We start from the raw sequence: 18,073 nt of genomic DNA on the forward strand, positions 1-18,073 counted from the left end.
TCGGGTACTGAATGGTCACGCGCGCTCCACCGTCCAGTTGCGCGCTCGCGCGGCTGAGTCACAGGTCGACCGCGCTCGTTGCGGCATCCCGGCCTCGCGGTGACCGGTCGGAGATGAGGTGGATCTCAGCGTCGAGGATTTGCTCGATTCCAAGTCGTGCAGATTCCAGGTCGAGGAGATCCACGCCATGGTCGGCGGTGACGATGATCTCCCGGTTATCCGGCGCGTAGGCGGGGGGAGATGCCGGCACGCGCGGGTTGGTAAGTCCATGCGAGCGGAGGATCTGCTGGATCAGTTCCGTGTGATGGTGAAGGCTGGCGGTCATACCTCGTCTATGCGCGGTGGATCCGCAACCGTGTGCCACCTCCGTCGCAGCGGGGAGCACCTGATACCAGATCGCCGAGCGCTGAAGGCATCATTCGACGCCATCTGAGGGGTTCGCTGCTACACGTCGAATGACTCGAAGGTGCCGAAGTGATTGATGCTGCCGGGGTCCGATCTGGTGAAGTTTGGATGCAGCTCTGGGAGGGGATAGTTCTCGCCCAAACTCGATACGCCGATCCATGAGCCACCTATGAGACCGAGAAGAAGTGCACGACAATAGGTCGCGAGGGTGAGTTGGCTGTCCCGGCCACCTGCCCTCAAGGACGAGTTCAAGGCAAGTGCATGAGACGAAGCGCGGGTTGCGTGTTCTACGTTGAGAAAGTGGGAGACGGAAACGAGTGATTGAGCTGAGAGCGACTGTCGGGCCAGCGCCCGGCCCGGGACATGGTGAGTGCTTCATTTGGTTTCGCGACACTGACCGTCGCGTAATCGCAGTAGATGCCGGAGGTGCAGCCTCGGTTGGCGAACACGCGGGTTCGCACAAGCCCAGTATCCTTATCCTGAGTCACGACGACCATGACCACATCAATGGGGCTGTGGCGCTCATCGAAGCGGCGCGCGGGGCCCTACAGGAAATGTGGGTACCTGCGGAATGGGCAATTTTGCTCGCTCAAATCGCTAAGACGACACAGGACGCGCTCCTCGATGGTGGGGACACCGTCGTCAGTGTCGACGCTGTCAGTGAGTACATAAGGGCCAAGATCGTGGAGTCCGCCGCCGAGGGTGACGGAGAAACTCCGCGCTTGGACGATGTTCTGAGTGAGGCGAACCGGAATATTGAGTCGTGGAGGGAAGAACCAGCCTCGTCCCAGAAGGGGATTCTGATCCGAGAGCAATCTCGTCGTGCAGGGGGATGGTACGGCGCGAGGAGCGTTGAGGAGATAATCAATCGCGTCAAAAAGCGTGCGGGGGCACTGCTCAAGATCTTCAATACGGCGTACGCCAACGGTGTACAGCCGAGGTTCTTCTCCGTCGACCTCGCTCGTTCCGGTGCGGCGCATGGTGGGAGACGACAGCGCGGACTTAACGGGACAGTCACCCTGGTGAACGCGGACGAAGCGCCGCGGGCGCTCGCGGTGACGGTTCCCGCCGGACTGCCCTACACTTACGCACTCACTCGGCTAACCGTACAGAACCGTCGAGCGCTCTCCACGTTGCTGTGGAGCGACGTCCTTATGCCGTATGGCGGCGTCCTGATCTGGAGCGATACCGACGGAGACTGGCTCAAGGATCCCGGCCAGGGCGGATTTCGTAAGCTCACGCGAACTCTCGCCGCCTGCTCAGCTCCGCATCACGCCTCGGGAAACACGGCGCACGATGCAGTGTGGGATGAGCTTCGACACGCTCCCGACGATCTGCTCGTTGTGAGCGCCGGCGGCCAATGGAATCAGTCGTACCACAAGGACTACACGGCGTTGCAAGCGAGACGGTGCTGCACCCGGTGTCGCAATGTGTCCTGGAACTATCAAGAGGTGAGGCTCTCGTCATCCGCTGGCGGGCGGATGGTTCTGCATCAAGCGTGCCTAGGGGTTCACTAGGGCTCCGCCTAGCGGGCATCGTACGCTCCACGCCCGGATTCAACGCGACCGTCCCAGTCCACGGAGGAATGTCGCCTGCGTGGGTTATCCGACGTTCCACTCAGCCGTGGCGCAGGCTTATACAGTCGCGATGTATAAGCCTGCGCCACAACCGACGCCTGGTCCGGTCGCACAGTTCGATTGTCGAGGAGGCTGCCCATGCTGCAACGCGGCAAGACATCAGATCGCCGCCGCCGTCCACAAGGTGCACCGACCTCCTCCGTGGAGAGCTCCACTATGGTGCTCTTGAGTAGTTGGTAACCGACAAGGCGGGGCAGCCATGGGATTCAAAGTTCGTAAGTCCATCAAGATCGCGCCCGGCGTACGCCTCAACGTGTCGAACAAGAACCTAGGGCTCTCCGCTGGCGTGCGCGGCGCTCGCGTCAGTGTGAACACAAATGGGCGCACCACGCGAACTGTAGGTATCCCAGGCACCGGGATCTCGCACACGTCGACCACCACGTCGAGGCGGGCGCCGGTTTCGTCGTCGACGCGCACCACGCAGCCACCTCGGTCGACGAGGCCCGCCGCGCCAAAGAAGGTAAAGCCTGGTCTGACGTCTCCCGCGTGGGAGAAGCAACTCTTCAAGCAGATCAACGGCGTCCCTGACGCAGCCGCCATCCATGCGGTCGGGCGGCAGCATCCGACAGCTGCGGCGACCGCGGCAATGGTCGAGATAATTCACGTGGTCGGCCCGAATAAGGACGACGAGCGCGGCCGAGTTCTTGCGGGTTGGCTGTTCGACACGGGCTACGATCCCTCCAGCGACCCGTTCATCACCAAGTACATGGAGCGCGCGAAAGTCAGCATCCCTGTGGCGATAGGAATCACAGCCGAGATGCCCTGGGATCGCCAGGCGATGGGTCTACTCGTTGCTGAGTTGGAGCAAGCTGCCGGGAACCTCGAACGCGCAATCGCGGTCGTCGAAAGTCTCGAGCCCACAACGGTTGCCGCTGTGTCGCTCGCAGAACTCTATGCGCAAACGGCTCGCTGGGCGGATGTCGTCGATATCACGAACGGGCTCGCCAACGACGACGTTGCGGCGACCTTCCTTCTAATCCAACGAGGCGCAGCACTGCGAGAGCAGGGATACTATGAGGCCGCTCGTGAGGCGTTGAAGGAAGCTCTCCGACCGCGCTCACGTCCCATCGAACTACGGCATCTCGCTCTCGTCGCGCGAGGGCAGACCTATCTGGTCGAAGGCAAAAAGGCTATGGCGAGAAAAGACTTCGAGCGAGTGCTTGCCGACAACGCCGCGTACCCAGGTCTCCAGGAAATGCTGCAGGCGGCAGCCAGCTGACTGCCTCGCCGCCGAGCCGATGATCTGCCCGCATCTGCACGATCTTCGGAGCCTCGATGGCTATGGCGATGTCATCAGAAGCCGCACGGAGGGCCGCCTATAGCCCTCGAATGAGTTACCCAGCGAATCGTTCATCGCACTCAAGCGAGATCGCGCACGTTCCACTCGTCTCGCGACGTGGCGAGGACAAGATCGTCTGCACGGAGAGTGCGGGCGATACGGAGGAGCTTGTCGGTCTGCCGCCCGCGGGTACCCTGCGAGAGCTGCCCGCTCACCTTCGCTCCTACCAGCACTACGGCATCATCCATCGGCTGGGAGGGTGCAGCACGCGTGCGCGGGTGCCTAGCGTCGTCGGTGAGCGGCGAAGGCAAATGCGGTGGTTGTGGCCAACGCTACCGCGACGACAACGGCAGTCGCCACATTGACCGTCGCCGGTGCGGCACTGACCGAAAGTGAATCCTGTCTCAGGATCTGCGCCCTGCTCGATTTCTCGCCCAACTCAGGACGCTGTTCGACTGCGATGGGGTGGAACACCCTAGCGACATCCACGCCGGGTGCAGCGATCTCTGTACACGAGCGGACGTCCTTCTTCGCGCGCGCGTGTATCGAGAGGCGGACCCACAGCCCGGCGGCTAGAGGCAAAGCCAAAGCTGTCAAGCTCAAGAAGGTCGTCTGAGCCAACGCCGCTACCCACTCACCGGATCCGGGGAACGATGCCCGCACGGTTGCAGCGCCGACAGCGACGAGAGCCAGCACATGCGTGCTCCCCAAGAAGACGGCCGCGTCCGGTTGGGTCTGCGCAAGGGCGGACCAATTCGTGAGCACGTAGAACGCTGTGAAAGCGATGGCGGTGAGGCCCACGCTCATCATCCCTCCCAAGAAGGGACCAATGATGGGCCTGAAGCTGCCGCCCACGGTCACGGCAAGGCAGAAGAACGCGGCGATGGCGTAGTAGACGCGCAGCGCCTTACGAAAGTCTTGGCGGTCTAGGCGAAACAGGAGCAACGTCATGCCTGTCTGAAGGAGGGTGACGGCGACGAAGATCGTCGCGGCGACCCCGTCCAGTCCTGCGTCGTTACTCGAGGCGAGCGGAGTCGCGAGTCCAAGGAGCACAGCGATGAGTGTGGACATCACTTTCCCTTTGCCGAACAAACGTGTGCTGAGGGCAGCCGCATAGGTGAGCCATGTCGTTACTTTTCCAGCTCTCGTCGCCATTCGTTCTCTTCTCCCTCGTGTTTCTCTGGGTGGTGTTGTTCCACGATCTCAGCTGGTCGCTCTACGTGCTTGGTTGCGCAGCAACCGCCGGAGGCATGATGACCCTTCTCTCCTCAGCGGAGATGAATGAACCGGCCGGCGGATTAAGGCGGGTCCTTCTCCTCTGTGCTGCGTGTGCCGGAGCCGTAGCCGCGCTGCTCTGGGGGCTGTCACTGTCGCCGCTGGTCGTGGGCATCGTCGCGCTACTGACGTTGCATGTGCCGGGCTTCGCCGGTCTGTGGATTGTTCTCAGGGGAGAGGGGCAGCAGGGCGAAGACGTAGGCGAGCCCGGACCATCCGGCTCGGGCTCGTCGCGCTCTCAGTGCTAGACCAGAGCTGAACCCGGCGAAGTTTGCCAGGTGGGGGGGCTTGCTGTATCTGGCTCGTGATTGTCGGCACTACGCGAGGGCGCCGGTCGGACAGGCTCGCGAGCCCCATGGGGAGGGACGAGCCGTGTGCCGAATCCGTTGCGATCGGTGAGACCTTCTGTCGGATCGATCCCCTGGCAGTGAACGTCTGTCCGATGTGACGCTCCGTTGAGGCGACACCGATAGGTTCAAATCATGCGACGTACGAGCTCCGCAATGACGACACCAATCCTGGCCATCATCCTCAGCGTCGCCGTGACCGGATGCAGCTCCGCCGTTCAGTACGAACCCAACGGCACACCGACTGCCCAGAGCGCACCTGTGCCAGACACGGTCGGCACGCCACTCGACGAAGCGTGGACGTCGCTCACCGCCGTCGGGCTCACCGTCGACGCTGAGGATGTGCGTGAGGGCCGATCCATCTGGAACCGAATGAACTGGGTAGTCGTCACCCAACAGGTCACCGGACAGACCACCGTGACGCTCGGCGTGGAGAAAGAGAACGATCCTGGCTGCTGGGAACGCGCCACCAACTGCGAATGGGTGCCCGTGCTCGGTTTCGACGCAGCGGGTGACGCAAAGTCCGAGCAATTCGAACTCGACGGCGGACCAACTCGCCTGACCTACACGGTGTCGGCAACCGCTACGGCCGAGGGCAAGCGCACTGCGGATATTTACTTCCAGGACGTAGCTCTCGACACCGAATCCAGCTATGTCGACACCATCATCAACGTCGACCAGCCCGGCGAAGGAACCGAGGATCTCGGGGCGCGTCGTGGGGCTTTCTACGTCGCTGTCAGTGTGCGGGAGCACGATGTTGAAGGGGTTGCGATCCACGTCGTGGTGGAGCAGATGCGCCCGGCCGGCGAGTAGCTCAAGGTGAGGGCTCGCTGTCCTCGTCGTCCTCACGCATGATTGATCCATCGCTGTCTGATGCGTCTTCGTCGCGATGCGCGTTGAAAAACGCCGAGTGGACCAGGCGCCAGATGAACCACCACGCGTAGAACGCGGTCGCTGAGTTGATGTGGTCATCATCGACGAGCCCGTGGGCGACCTCATTGCGGAGGTTCGGGCCGTGTGCGCTGCAGAACAACGCGCGAATCTCGAAGACAACGTCGGGTCCGAACACTCGCTCGACGTCGTCCCCTTTCATGAGCGCGCTGAGACCTCTCTCCGTTTCGATGCCGTCCTCGATGGTGCTCGTCACCATGCCGGCGTTCTGGAGCTTCACTCGCACGATGTTCTCCAGCTGCGGGATCAACAGGTGCGCGGCAGTCAGGAAGTCGCCGCCGTAGCCGTAGTGAAGCCCCCGTGCGACGAGGGATTCTCGTCCAGACGGAACCGACGAGCTCTCGCGAGCGATGAAGGTGAAGTCAGCGATGTTCAATGGGTGCTGCGCCGACAGGATCATCCACGAAGGTGCGAGGAAACGTTGAACGCAAAGGTCGACGCGGATACCGAATTCACGGGTCATCACACGCCACAGGTGAGACGGCATTGCGTAGGTCACGTCGTCCTCACTGCCGGAGGAGCGTGCGACGGTCCGTCCATCCTTCGCGAACTGCACGTGAGAGAACAGGTGCGACAACGGGTACTTCTTCACGAGAGCCTGATTGTTGGACTTATTGGCCGCGAAGTCTGTCAGAGGTAGCCATTGCAGGAACAGATTCAGCGCATCGCCGAGCTCCTGACCGTCAATTGCTTCCGCGAGGTCCGGCATGTCTTTCGGGATCGGGACCTCGCGGCGAGTCGACTTCATGAACGACAACGTGGCGGTGCCGGCGCGACGAATCATCCGGGTGAGTTCGACATGGAGCTGATCCATGCCGCGGGACGGCCGTTCGGCGCGGGGAATCGTTGCGAGGCGGTCGAGGGCCAGCTCCAAATCGTTCCCAGCCCGGGCCGCCGAGTCTGTGCGGTGCTCGGCGAGCAACGCAACGGCCTGGTCGCGAAGCATCAGCACTGCAGCGGCAACATCATCGAAGTGCGCCTGACGGTCGCCGGCAAGAAGGTGCCATGCGCCCGCCTCCTCGCGAAGCAACCGTGGCATGTACAGGTCGCTGGCCGAGATCGCCACGGACCGCAGGTGGGCTGCGACCTCAGATGCTCGCGACCGGGGTCGACGCTGCTCGCGCAGGTTCTCCGCGAGGCGGAGTACTTCGTTCGCGTTCGTGCACGCGAGTAGGCGATCCAGCAACGTCTGTTCGAGCCTGTCGCCGGGTGTCATGGTGAGCGGACCAAAGCGAGGCGCGAGATCGAAAGCGCGCCCTACCGCGAACGACACGTCGTAATCGAAGGGGCGGCCGGCGTACTCCGCGAGAACGTGCTCGATGACCTTTGCCGACGTCTCGACCCGTTCGAGACCTTTGGTGCGTGCAGCCAAGAGTTCGAGGACCCTCAGTCGGGTCGGTGCGTCGAGGTCGTGGGCTACCACGTGGCGCAGAATCTCGATCTCATGATCTTCCAGGGTGTGCGTGGATACCCATCTCCCGTCTGGGCGAGGGCGAATCGGGACGTACGACTCGTCGCCACCGTCCGGATGGGTCATTAGCTCCCGGACGGCATCAATCAGCAAGATCACCTCATGGACTTGAGGGTCGTCAGGCGCCGTAGGCCGCTCATCCTCGGCGACAAGTAAGCCGCCACCGGCCGCGCGGGCGACGACCTCCGCCCAACCTTCAGCCACTTCGTCGCTCATGCTCGCACCCTACTGTGGGCTCGCGACGTTCTTCGCGGTACAGCAACCGCAGCTGCGGCGTGCGGCGTGCGTTCCGTAGAAGTTGCGGGACGCAGAAGGACTGAGCGACGCCAAGGCGCGCGCTCGATGAGGGGCTTCCGCCCTACCCAGCTGATGCGTGATGGCCTCTTGTCCTCTACGTTCGACGTGTGGGGATCAAGAGCGCTGACTTGAACAGTGTGCACTTCGCCGAGTTGGTTGACGCACTGCGAGATGCGGATGACATGGGGGTGCTGCTCCGTGGTCATCTCTGGATCGAGGCTCTGCTCGAATACGTGACGCGCACCAAGCTCGAACGGCCGGACGCTATCGACTGGGGCAACGCTCGCTTTGAACACAAGTTGGCCTTGGCAGAAGCGACAGCTGCGGTGGATGTCCCCCTGGTTCGAGCAATTCGGAGCTTCAACCGGCTCCGGAACAAGAGCGCGCACGAAATGCTCTTCACCATCGAGTTGGATCAGGTCAAGACGCTGGTCGGCCTCACTGATGAGTCAATGAAAGCCTCCATTCACCGTATCGCCGATGAACAGCTCGAGGTTGTCCGCCAACTCGAGAAGTACGAGGCGGAGGGTGTCGAGGTGGACATCGCGCCCGAAGTCCTCCCGTACCTCCGGGTGCTCACTCCAACTCGTACTTTGCTGTTCGCGTTCGTCGTCTGCGCAGTGCGTAGCCTTGCGTTTGACGGAGCATTGGAGGTCGCGTTCGACAGTGAAGAACGCGAGCCGAAGTCCATCTTTAGGAGAATCGACGCGGAGATGGAACGGCTCACCGGTGGACTATTCCGATATCAACCGGGTCAATGAGCCGCTCCCGAGTGCGGCCACGCGATGCCCCGCTCTTGAGGAGATGAACGCCCATCCGCTGCTCCGGGTACCGCTCTCGTCAATGTCCACGAAGATGAAGGGCCGCGTCCAACGCGCGGGTGGTCTCCGTGAGCTTCGCGTGGAACTGGTAAGCACGCTCAGCTCGAGCGCACCGGTCCGCGCTTCTTGTTGACCGCCTTCACCTGAGCGAGCAACTCGGCATCCGAGGTGTCGTACAGACGTCGGAGGGCAAGCGCGAGGTAACCGGCACCGTTGAGCACGTCGGCGACGGTGAGTGAACTCTCATGCGACCCGCTGTTGCCTATCCACTTCACCGCTTCCAGCAGGTCGGCGACCTCCGAGTTCACCCCTCGATAGAGCTCGATGCGCTGGTGCGTCTTGAGCTTAACGACCTTGTTCTTCGCACTGTGTACCTGCCGCTTCACCTTCTTCGCTGTTAGAAGCTCTTCGACGGCTTGACGGAGTTGGTTCGCGACAGCGCTCGCGTTCAACCAGACGACCTCGCTCGCCGCGCGGACGGCAGCTTGGACTTTCGCCGGCGTCCGGGCGGGAAGATCTATGAGCAGCGGTGCGGGGTTCATGTAACGGACGTGGTACTCGTTCGTGAAGATCTCCACGAGTTCGTCTTCGTCGAAGTCGAGGACATACCGCCAGTCGCCGGCGATAGAGACGGCCTGACCACAAGCGCTGCGAGCGCATGCGAGGTGACCCTCAAACGTTCCGGACAGCTCGTCGCGAGGCCCCATCTGCTGGTTCGCGAGCGTGACAGTCTCGTCCGACTTTTCGTCTCGGTGGTGCGTGAGCTGCTTGGGTTCGAGGGTCGGACGCCCGCACCGTGGGCACGCGTGGCGGGGCCAGTCGTCTTCTTGCAGCCAGGTGCTGTAGGGCGTGAGAACGTGATGCACTCTCTGAAAGTACCGTCCCATGGGATCATCAGACGGTGGCTGTGTTACTGGGATCAAAGGCGTTAAGAGCGCTCAGCTTCGTCGAGACGCTTGCCGACCAAGGGGTTCGGCCGACGTTGGATGATGTCGACGCATTCGTCGAAGCAGTCACGAACTGGGCGACCTACGATCCCTACTGGGACGAGGTGCGTGTGCGGACAGTCGCTTACCTGCAGGACGCGCGGCTCCTTGTTGACGACGACGGCCGGGCGGCACTCACCGATGCCGGCCGTGCCCTCCTGCATGCGTCGGAGACCGTTGGCGACACGGTCGAAGTTGTCGGCAGGCTCTCGGACCCTTTCACGTACGCGTCGGTCCTTTCGCGCATCGACGCGGTCGATGCGTCTCTTGTTGTGGATCCCTACCTCTATCCCGCCGACCTGCATGCGCTCCTGCAGTTGACGAGCGTGCAGCGAATCCTTGTGAAATGGGCGGGCCTGCCGCGGGTAAAGCCAAACGAACGCATGCGTCAGCTCGCAATCATGCTCGGAGCCCGCCCGGACGTGGAGATGCGGTACGTCCACGAACAGCCGACGGAGCTCCACGACAGACTCGTCTTGTCCAGTTCGTCGAGCAGCGCACTGCAACTGGGGACTTCGCTCGGCGGAACCCAGATGACGGTTCTCACCCAGTTGAGCGCAGAGACGGCGTCATTGCTCAGGCTGCACTACGAGAAGATCTGGGCGGCGGCCACGGTGCTCGATCCCATCGGCCGCGCCTCAACTAAAGGGGAACTGCCCGACGAGAGGTGAAGTTGAGGTGCTGCTCGCACACTGGAGCTGGCGGCGATGCCGCATCCCCAGGGCACTATCCCTAACTGCACCGCGATGGTGCCGACGAGCTGCAAGATGGCGCCGACCGCCGCAAGATTGAGGCCCCGGCCGCAAGCCGAGAGTCAGTTCGAGCCTCTGCTTTCCGGCTACTCTCGTTCCGGACGCGCCGGTCTACACCGAAGCTCGTGTAATCCTTGTTGCCGTCGTCGCGGAGGCTATGAGCGTGGGTCTCGGCGATGTGGATGGCCGCACCAACAAAGCGCTGTATAGAGACAGGCTCCGGGCGCTGGCAACGCTGCCAGACACGCAGCCTTGAGGAGCATCACCGCCGAGGGGAAGAGTGGGCGCTCGATCTCGAGCGCACCCCGAATACCCTCGTACATGGGGACGACAACGATGCGGAACGAGACACCTTCGAACTCGAATAGGCCACATCATCTGTTGTCTCCATGGCCCCATGGCCGCGCTGGTGATCCCCCCCCCGCGGAAGTACAGCGACGCGCTGCCACGACGGTACTAGGACCGTATCGGTCTTGAGGAACTAGGTCGCCTCACGGAGGCAGACTCCGTTGGACATGGGATAGCGACGAGGAACCCGGCACCGTTCCATGGGAAGTGAGCGCCGGATGGACGCCGACCACGGGTGATCCACAGAGGCCGAACTGGCGGTTCAAAGGCGTTTACAACGGCTGATTCTCGGACGCAACGGCCGATCCCTAGAAGTCGATTTCGCAACGGCGGTTCTCAAGCGAGAGTAGGGCGGTCGGGGGTGTACGTGGGAATAGCGAAAGGATGGTGTGGGAAACGGGTAGGAATAGTTCGTCGCGATCCCAGTAGAGAGTATGGATTAAAGAGATACGCGAACTTCCCACCACGGAAGCCCCCGCTCGTCGGGGGCTTCTTCCGTTTCGGCGCGCGTCTCACGAACCCGTGACACCGAGGCCCTCCGTCCGCCACACTGAGTGCCATGGGATCAGCGTTGACCACCATCGGACTGCCCGTCGCGCTCGGCATCATCATGCTGGGTCTGGGCCTGAGCCTCACCCTCGGCGACTTCGCGCGGGTGCTCAAGCAGCCGAGGGCGGTGATCGTCGCGCTGCTGTGTCAGCTGGTGCTCCTGCCGGCCGTCTGCTTCGGGCTCGTGCTGCTGTTCCAGCTGCCGCCGGTGCTGGCGGTGGGAATGATGATGCTCGCCGCGTCGCCGGGCGGCACCACGGCGAACCTGTACAGCCACCTGTTCCGCGGCGACATCGCCCTCAACATCTCGCTCACGGCGGTGAACTCGGTGATCGCGGTGATCACGCTGCCGATCATCACGAACCTCGCGATCGCCTACTTCCGCCCGTTCGATGACACGCTGGGGCTGCAGTGGTCGAAGGCCCTCGAGGTGTTCGCGATCGTGCTGCTGCCCGTCGCGCTCGGCATGCTGATCCGGCGGTTCTGGCCACGGTTCGCCGCGAGCATGGACAAACCGGTGCGCATCGCCTCGGTCGTCATCCTGATCGTCGTGATCGCGGGCGCCGTGGCCTCGAACTGGACGCTCCTGGTCGACAACGTGGCGCGTCTGGCTCTCATCACCGTGCTGTTCTGCCTGGTCAGCCTCGCGGTCGGATTCCTCATCCCGCGGATGCTGCGGGTGGGCAAGCGTCAGGCGATCGCGACGTCGTTCGAGATCGGCATCCACAACGCGACCCTGGCGATCGTGATCGCGCAGTCCGTGCTCGGTTCGGTGGAGCTGAGCCTCCCCGCGGCCGTCTACGGGGTGCTGATGTTCTTCATCGCGTTCGGCTTCGGGTTCCTCATCCGCGAGCGCAGCGGTGCCTCCGCCGCACGGACCGCGCCCGCCGTCGAGGGCGTTTCCTAGACTGGAGTGATGCGAGCCCTCACCGAAGCCGACGTCCGGGCCTCGTTCGTGAACGCGGACGCGGACGAGCTGCGCGTCATGGAGATGCCGCACGACTTCCTCCTGGTCGACTGGGACTACCTCGACTTCTTCGCCTGGCGCGACCCGAGCGCCGGCAAGCGCGGCTACGTCCTGATCCAGCACGAGGGACGCGTGGTCGGTGTCGTGCTGCGGGCGTCGGAGCCCGGTCGAGGGCGCTCCGGCATGTGCAACATCTGCCACACGATGCAGCCGGGCAACCAGGTCGCGCTGTTCTCCGCGCGACGGGCGGGCGAGGCCGGTGCTCGCGGCGACTCCTTCGGTACGTACATCTGCGCGGACCTCTCCTGTCACGAGAACGTGCGACTCGCGCATCCGCTCGCGCCGAACGAGATCCGCGCGGCGGGTCAGGCCGACTTCCGCCTCGACGGCACGCGCCGCCGGATGGAGGGGTTCGTCTCCCGCGTGTGGGAGCAGGGCTGAGTCCGGCTAGCCTGGATCCACACGTCCTGTGCTCGAGGGAGACGCCATGAGTGAAGCCATCCTGTTCGCGGTCGACGAGGGGATGGCGCGGCTGACGCTGAACCGTCCGGCTCGCCTCAACGCCTTCAACGCCGATCTGGCCCACGCCTGGCGTGACGCGACGGCCGAGGCCACCTCGCGGAGCGACGTGAAGGCGATCCTCCTCGACGCGGCGGGGCCGGCGTTCTGCGCGGGCGGCGACGTGATCGACATGGCGACCACGATGGGCGCCTCCGGTGCCGAGATCACCGCGCTCGCCGAGGTGATCAACGCGGGCATCCGCTCGCTGACCGAGTCGAGCATCCCGGTGGTCGCCGCCGCCCACGGCACGACGGCGGGTGGCGGGCTCGGCATCCTGCTCGCGACCGACTACGCCGTGGTCGGGGCACGATCGAAGCTCGGGAGCCTGTACGCCAACATCGGTCTCACGCCCGACCTGTCGGTGTCGGCGCAGCTGGCCCGTGCGATCGGTCAGCGCAGAGCGCTGCAGCTCGTGCTGCAGGATCGGCTGCTGACGGCGGCCGAGGCGCTGGAGTGGGGACTGGTGGCCGAGGTCGTGGAGGGCGAGGACGCGGCTGCGGAGGCGGAGGCCGTGCGCTCGCGCGCCGAGGAGGTCGCCCGCTTCTGGCTGGCCGGGGCCGCGGATGCCTATGGCCAGGCCAAGCGGCTGGTGCGGTCGCAGCCCGAGCGCACCTTCGTCGAGCAGCTGTCGGAGGAGGCGCGCTCGATCGGTGCCGCGCTCGAGACTCCCGACGCGCAGGCGCGGGTCGCCGCGTTCGCTGCGGCATCGGCGCGCAAGACGGCCTGACTCTTCCTCCCCAGCCACCGGTTTTCGTCGCGTCCGTCCGCACGGCGCGAAGATCCCCGAACCGGGACCGGCGCGCGTGGGAGGATGTGGACATCGATCGCCACTCGACGAGAGGACCCCCATGTCCCATCCGGACATCAGCACGCCGCCGCAGGCTGAGAAGAAGAACATGTCGCTGCTCATCCGAGGCTCGATCTGGGTGGCGATCGGCGCGCTGATCGCGGCCGCGCTCGTGTGCGTGGTGTGGGTGCTGATCGGCGACCAGAACGGCCTGATCGGTCGTGCCTTCCTCACGATCCTGCTCCTGGCCGCGTTCGCCGGCATCGCGATCCTGGAGGCCGGGCTCGCCCCCAACCGCCCGGACTGGCTGCAGCTCGCGAGCATGGTCAGCTGGGTCGTGGCGCTCCTGGTGGGGCTCGTGAAGATCTGGCTCCCGGAAGACGGCATCTACTTCGGGGCGGAGCGCTTCTTCCAACTCCTGCTCGTGATCGGAGTGCTCCAGCTCGCCCTGCTGCACGTGCGTCTGTTCACGAAGGCGGCGCAGCGCCACGTCACCACCTTCACGCGCGTCATCTTCATCGTGACGGTCGTGTTCCTCGGTGCGCTCGTGGCGATGCTCGTGTTCTTCCTCGCGTTCCCGAACACGTTCGACTACAGCGAGCTGTACTGGCGCATCGTGGTCGCCCTCACGATCCTGGTCGCGGTGGGCACCACGCTCATCCCCCTGCTGAACGCGCTGTTCGCGCCGAGGAAGGCCGCCACGTCGACGCCGCAGAACCCGGCTCCCGCATGGCCCACGTTCGCCGACGGCCGCACCCCGCTCCCCGCCCTGCCCGACGGCTCGCCCGACTGGAACGCGTACTACACCGGCTACCCGACGGCTCCGCAGCAGGCTCTCCCGCAGCCGCAGACCACGGCGTTCCCCGTGGTTCCCGAGGCCGCGGTCGCGCAGCCCGCGCCTCCGGCTGCGCCCTCCGCACCCCCGGCGGCCCAGCCCGGCCCTCCGGTACCGGACGCGCCGGTACCGCCCCGACCCGCCGCGCCGGAGCCCCCCGCGCCGCATCAGGGCGAACCTCCCGCGTTCCCGCCGCCCCCTCCCGCGCCGGGGAACCGGGCGTCGTGACAGTGTCACAGGAGCAGGAGCTCGGCGCGCTCGCCGCGGAGGTCGCTCGGGAGGCGGGGGAGCTCGCCAGGACACGCCGACAGCAGGGGGTCACCCTGGCCGCGACCAAGTCGACACTGGCCGACATCGTGACCGAGGCCGACCGCGAGGTCGAGGCGCTCATCCGCGACCGTCTGCTGACGGCGCGGCCGCACGACGGCTTCCTCGGCGAGGAGTCCGGTACGGCGGCGGGCGACAGCGGGATCACCTGGGTGGTCGACCCCATCGACGGCACCGTCAACTACGCCTACGGCATCCCGGCCTACAACGTCAGCATCGCGGCCGTCCAGGGAGAGCCCGACCCGAGCCGGTGGGAGGCGCTCGCCGCCGCCGTGCACGCACCGGCCGTGGGGGAGACGTTCACCGCCGCTCGAGGTCACGGAGCCTGGCTCGACGGCAGACGCCTCGAGGTCACGCAGGAGACACCGGCCGGCGCGCTCCTCGCCACCGGGTTCGGCTACGACCCCGCGACCCACGACGGCGACCTCGCGACCGTGCGCCGGGTGATGCCCATCGCGCGGGACCTCCGGCGGATGGGGTCGGCCGCACTCGACCTCGCGTACGTCGCCGCTGGTCGACTCGACGGCTACTTCGAGCGCGGACTGGCCCCCTGGGACCTCGCGGCGGGCGCGCTCCTGGTGAGCGAGGCGGGCGGCATCGTGACGCGCGTCGACACCGACTCCCCTCGGCCGCTGCTGATCGCCGGAGGACCAGCCGTGCACGCGCGGCTCACCGAGATCCTGTGCTGAGAAACCTGAACTGATACATGGCATTCCCAGGGTGATCGGGGTAGTGTTTACCCGATCGTTACTTTCACCACCCGAAGGTGAAAGCTGTCATTGCGCCCCCGAGCAACACGAACGACCGAGAGACTAGTTTTGCCCTTCGAGAATCCCCAGGCTGCCGCTGCGCCCACGCGTCGCTCCAGCCGTCATCGCACTGCGGCCACCGAGGCCCCGGCGACCGGGACGACGGCACCCCTCGCTCACGCGGAGACCGTGGTCGCGCTCGCCGCCGTCGCACCCCTCTCCCGTCGCGCCGCACGTCAGCGGCCGAACGACGTCCCGCCGGTGCCTCAGGCTCCCGCCGAACCGTTCATCGCCGCGACGCCCGTGCCCGCCGTGGCCGACGTCCCCGCCGTGCCCCTCGCGGCGACGCACGAGGCACCCGCCGAGGCCGCAGGCGCCGAGGTCATCCCGCCGGCCTCCGAGCCGTTCGTGGCCGAAGCCGACGCCGAGGGAGACGCGTTCGAGCGTGCCTCGCGCGCCTTCCGCAGCACCGGCACCGTGCGTACCGTCCCTGCTGCGGCCGCGAGTGCCCCGTCGTTCGCCAGCGCCGCCGACGTGCAGGGTGCGGCGGCCGAACACGTCGCATCGCGTCCCCGCCGTCTCCGGCGCTTCGTGACGGTCGGCGCGACCGTCGGTGTCATGGGTCTGGCCGGACTGCTCGCGGTCTCCATGACGCTGCCCGCCGAGGCCGTCGCCGCCGCGCGCGGAGGGTCGATGGCGTCCACCTCCCTCGTGACCGCTGCCGCCGCCGACGCCGCGGGGTCGGCGAAGGACGAGATCCAGGCCTTCGTCGCGCCCTCCGACGTGCAGAACGCACCGCTCACCCGCAACGACGACTACAGCACGGTCTCGCTCGTCGAGGTCGCGGCCGAGCAGGGCATCAACTACTCGGGCGAGGTCTTCACGAACGACCCCGACGCGGCCATCCAGTGGCCGTTCATGGTCGGCGTCGGCATGTCGTACGGCTATGGCATGCGCAGCGGGCGCCTGCACGAGGGCATCGACTTCACCCCCGGCAACGGCGCGCCCATCCAGGCGATCGCCGACGGCGTGGTGCGCACCGCCACGGAGCAGGGCGGCGCCTACGGGGTCACGGTCTACATCGACCACGTGATCGACGGTCAGACCATCACCAGCCACTATGCGCACATGCAGTACGGCTCGCTCCAGGTGAAGGCGGGCGACCGGGTCACCGTCGGCACCGTCATCGGCAAGACCGGGAACACGGGCCGCTCCTACGGCGCGCACCTCCACTTCGAGCTCATCGTCAACGGCACGACGATCGACCCGATGCCGTGGCTCCGTGCCAACGCCGGACGCACGTCGTACTGACCGGCCTGATTTCATGAGGACGCCACAGTGATGGTATTCTCGTGTGGTTGCCCCGCGAGGGGCAGCACGCCCCGATAGCTCAGTGGCAGAGCACTTCCATGGTAAGGAAGGGGTCGTCAGTTCAATCCTGACTCGGGGCTCGGAGTTCGCATCTGCGATGCGGATGCCGTGCGGCAGGGTAGCTCAGTTGGTGAGAGCGCACGACTCATAATCGTGAGGTCGCGGGTTCAAGCCCCGCTCCTGCTACAGCTCGAAACCCCCGGATACGTCCGGGGGTTTCGTCGTATCCGCGGACTAGAGTGAGAGCCGTTCCGTGCCCTCGCGCGGACGAGCGAGGCGGGCTCCCCGGAAAGAGGACCGCCGTGCCGACCCCCGCTCCCTCCGCGACCGCTGTCTACTGCCATGCGCATCGGGCGGTGATGGTCGCCGTGACGGACAGGGCGGGCGTCTCGCTCGGACTGGAGGACATCGCGGGCCCCGTCTCCTGGGACGCGCTCATCGCCGCGGGCTACGGCCTCGCGGTCGCGGCGGGCGCACTGTCCGGTGCGGTGGCCGGGCTCCGCTGCCGGGGAGTCTCCGTCGCCGACGTGCTCGGCGCGTCGATCGAGGACCCCCACCACACGATCGATCGCGCCGACCTGCGCCGCGCGGCCGCCTGGCTCGCCGACGGGCTTGCCCGCGACGAGGAGCAGCCGCTCGACGACATGACCGCCGAGGTGATCGGCACCGACGTGTTGTGGGACCCCCACGCCCACGCGGACGACGACCGCATCGCCGCCGTCGTGTTCGCGATCGTCACCGTCAGTGCGCAGGCGGCCGGGGAGCGGAGCTGAGCCTGCGGCGCGTTCTGCCCGCGCTGGCTCGGCTGATCCCGCACAGGCCGCCGGGGAGCGGAGCTGAGCCTGCGGCGCGTTCTGCCCCCGCTGGCTCGGCTAATCCCGCACAGGCCGTCGGGGAGCAGAGCTGAGCGCCCCGCGCGCGCCGGGCCGCCCGACGATGGCCAGCGCCCCTCGGCCGCACGGGCCATCCGGAACCCGGAGGTCATGTCAAGCCCCTGCGCTCGGGCCCGCCGGCACGGGAGACTGGCGCTCCACGAGGCCGAGGAACGGAGATCCCCATGTCAGACCCGAACAGCAACGCCGCCGACGATGGCCCCGAGGTGGACGCCGTCGGTGTGGACGCCGACATCGTCACCAACGATCACGACCCCGAGCCCGACGACCTTCCGGCCAGCGAAGACGACGACGACGACCTCGACGTCGCCGACCTCCCCTGACCGGTCACCGGTCCGGGGGTGGAGGGGTGGGGACCCCCCCCCCCCCCCCCCCCGCCCTTCCCCCCCCCCCCCCCCCCCCCCCCGCCCCCCCCCCCCCCCCCCCCCCCCCCCCCCCTTGTTTCCCCCCCTTCCCCAACCCCCC

17 protein-coding genes and 2 tRNA genes are annotated in these 18,073 nt (G+C 65.8%); 15 read left to right on the top strand and 4 right to left on the bottom strand.

Annotated features, from left to right (window positions below):
* Window positions 1-58: 58 nt before the first annotated feature.
* Complete coding sequence (locus tag ACFV3I_RS05560; RefSeq protein WP_378822508.1) at window positions 59-325, bottom strand: hypothetical protein; 267 nt, start codon at window positions 323-325, stop codon at window positions 59-61.
* Between the two features lie 595 nt (window positions 326-920).
* Here ACFV3I_RS05560 and ACFV3I_RS05565 point away from each other — a divergent pair.
* A complete protein-coding gene (locus ACFV3I_RS05565; RefSeq protein ID WP_378822509.1) occupies window positions 921-1,922 on the top strand; it encodes a hypothetical protein in 1,002 nt (333 codons plus the stop codon).
* A gap of 319 nt (window positions 1,923-2,241) precedes the next feature.
* Window positions 2,242-3,261, top strand: coding sequence for a DUF4236 domain-containing protein (locus ACFV3I_RS05570; protein ID WP_378822510.1), 1,020 nt, complete (start codon window positions 2,242-2,244; stop codon window positions 3,259-3,261).
* A gap of 342 nt (window positions 3,262-3,603) precedes the next feature.
* On the opposite strand, the gene ACFV3I_RS05575 is transcribed toward ACFV3I_RS05570, so the two are convergent.
* Window positions 3,604-4,392, bottom strand: a complete 789-nt coding sequence (locus ACFV3I_RS05575; RefSeq protein WP_378822511.1) for a hypothetical protein — start codon at window positions 4,390-4,392, stop codon at window positions 3,604-3,606.
* Window positions 4,393-5,099: 707 nt separating this feature from the next.
* Here ACFV3I_RS05575 and ACFV3I_RS05580 point away from each other — a divergent pair.
* Window positions 5,100-5,756 carry a hypothetical protein gene (locus ACFV3I_RS05580; protein WP_378822512.1) on the top strand — a complete coding sequence of 219 codons (657 nt, stop codon included), beginning with the start codon at window positions 5,100-5,102 and terminating at the stop codon, window positions 5,754-5,756.
* A gap of 1 nt (window position 5,757) precedes the next feature.
* Here ACFV3I_RS05580 and ACFV3I_RS05585 read toward each other — a convergent pair whose 3' ends face one another.
* Complete coding sequence (locus tag ACFV3I_RS05585; RefSeq protein ID WP_378822513.1) at window positions 5,758-7,581, bottom strand: DUF4209 domain-containing protein; 1,824 nt, start codon at window positions 7,579-7,581, stop codon at window positions 5,758-5,760.
* Between the two features lie 188 nt (window positions 7,582-7,769).
* On the opposite strand from ACFV3I_RS05585, the gene ACFV3I_RS05590 reads away from it, so the two are divergent.
* Entirely contained in the window at window positions 7,770-8,423 is a 654-nt protein-coding gene (locus ACFV3I_RS05590; RefSeq protein WP_378822514.1) for a hypothetical protein, read from the top strand.
* Between the two features lie 158 nt (window positions 8,424-8,581).
* Here the strand turns inward: ACFV3I_RS05590 and ACFV3I_RS05595 are convergent, their stop codons facing one another.
* Complete coding sequence (locus ACFV3I_RS05595) at window positions 8,582-9,349, bottom strand: DUF4145 domain-containing protein (protein WP_378822515.1); 768 nt, start codon at window positions 9,347-9,349, stop codon at window positions 8,582-8,584.
* A 35-nt stretch (window positions 9,350-9,384) separates the two neighbouring features.
* Between ACFV3I_RS05595 and ACFV3I_RS05600 the strand changes: the two genes are divergently transcribed.
* From ACFV3I_RS05600 to ACFV3I_RS05650, 11 genes are all read left to right on the top strand, one after another.
* The gene (locus ACFV3I_RS05600) at window positions 9,385-10,140 is read left to right on the top strand and encodes a hypothetical protein (protein ID WP_378822516.1); all 756 of its coding nucleotides are present in this window, start codon (window positions 9,385-9,387) and stop codon (window positions 10,138-10,140) included.
* A gap of 988 nt (window positions 10,141-11,128) precedes the next feature.
* Window positions 11,129-12,025: a bile acid:sodium symporter family protein gene (locus ACFV3I_RS05605; protein WP_136031645.1), complete on the top strand. Its 897-nt coding sequence runs from the start codon at window positions 11,129-11,131 to the stop codon at window positions 12,023-12,025.
* Between the two features lie 9 nt (window positions 12,026-12,034).
* Entirely contained in the window at window positions 12,035-12,526 is a 492-nt protein-coding gene (locus ACFV3I_RS05610; RefSeq protein WP_136044941.1) for an FBP domain-containing protein, read from the top strand.
* 46 nt (window positions 12,527-12,572) lie between these two features.
* The gene (locus ACFV3I_RS05615) at window positions 12,573-13,373 is read left to right on the top strand and encodes an enoyl-CoA hydratase/isomerase family protein (RefSeq protein WP_136031649.1); all 801 of its coding nucleotides are present in this window, start codon (window positions 12,573-12,575) and stop codon (window positions 13,371-13,373) included.
* A 121-nt stretch (window positions 13,374-13,494) separates the two neighbouring features.
* Complete coding sequence (locus tag ACFV3I_RS05620; RefSeq protein ID WP_378822517.1) at window positions 13,495-14,496, top strand: hypothetical protein; 1,002 nt, start codon at window positions 13,495-13,497, stop codon at window positions 14,494-14,496.
* Between the two features lie 2 nt (window positions 14,497-14,498).
* Window positions 14,499-15,284 carry an inositol monophosphatase family protein gene (locus ACFV3I_RS05625; protein WP_378823202.1) on the top strand — a complete coding sequence of 262 codons (786 nt, stop codon included), beginning with the start codon at window positions 14,499-14,501 and terminating at the stop codon, window positions 15,282-15,284.
* A gap of 129 nt (window positions 15,285-15,413) precedes the next feature.
* Window positions 15,414-16,655: a M23 family metallopeptidase gene (locus tag ACFV3I_RS05630; RefSeq protein WP_247638396.1), complete on the top strand. Its 1,242-nt coding sequence runs from the start codon at window positions 15,414-15,416 to the stop codon at window positions 16,653-16,655.
* Between the two features lie 68 nt (window positions 16,656-16,723).
* Window positions 16,724-16,795 (top strand) — tRNA-Thr (locus ACFV3I_RS05635).
* Between the two features lie 32 nt (window positions 16,796-16,827).
* A tRNA-Met gene (locus ACFV3I_RS05640) sits at window positions 16,828-16,901 on the top strand.
* 116 nt (window positions 16,902-17,017) lie between these two features.
* Window positions 17,018-17,488 carry a hypothetical protein gene (locus ACFV3I_RS05645; RefSeq protein WP_136036362.1) on the top strand — a complete coding sequence of 157 codons (471 nt, stop codon included), beginning with the start codon at window positions 17,018-17,020 and terminating at the stop codon, window positions 17,486-17,488.
* A gap of 284 nt (window positions 17,489-17,772) precedes the next feature.
* Window positions 17,773-17,931, top strand: coding sequence for a hypothetical protein (locus ACFV3I_RS05650; protein WP_168387156.1), 159 nt, complete (start codon window positions 17,773-17,775; stop codon window positions 17,929-17,931).
* Window positions 17,932-18,073 lie beyond the last annotated feature (142 nt).

The sequence above is a fragment of the Microbacterium sp. NPDC059771 genome, from assembly GCF_042732495.1.
Lineage (GTDB): Bacteria > Actinomycetota > Actinomycetes > Actinomycetales > Microbacteriaceae > Microbacterium > Microbacterium sufflavum.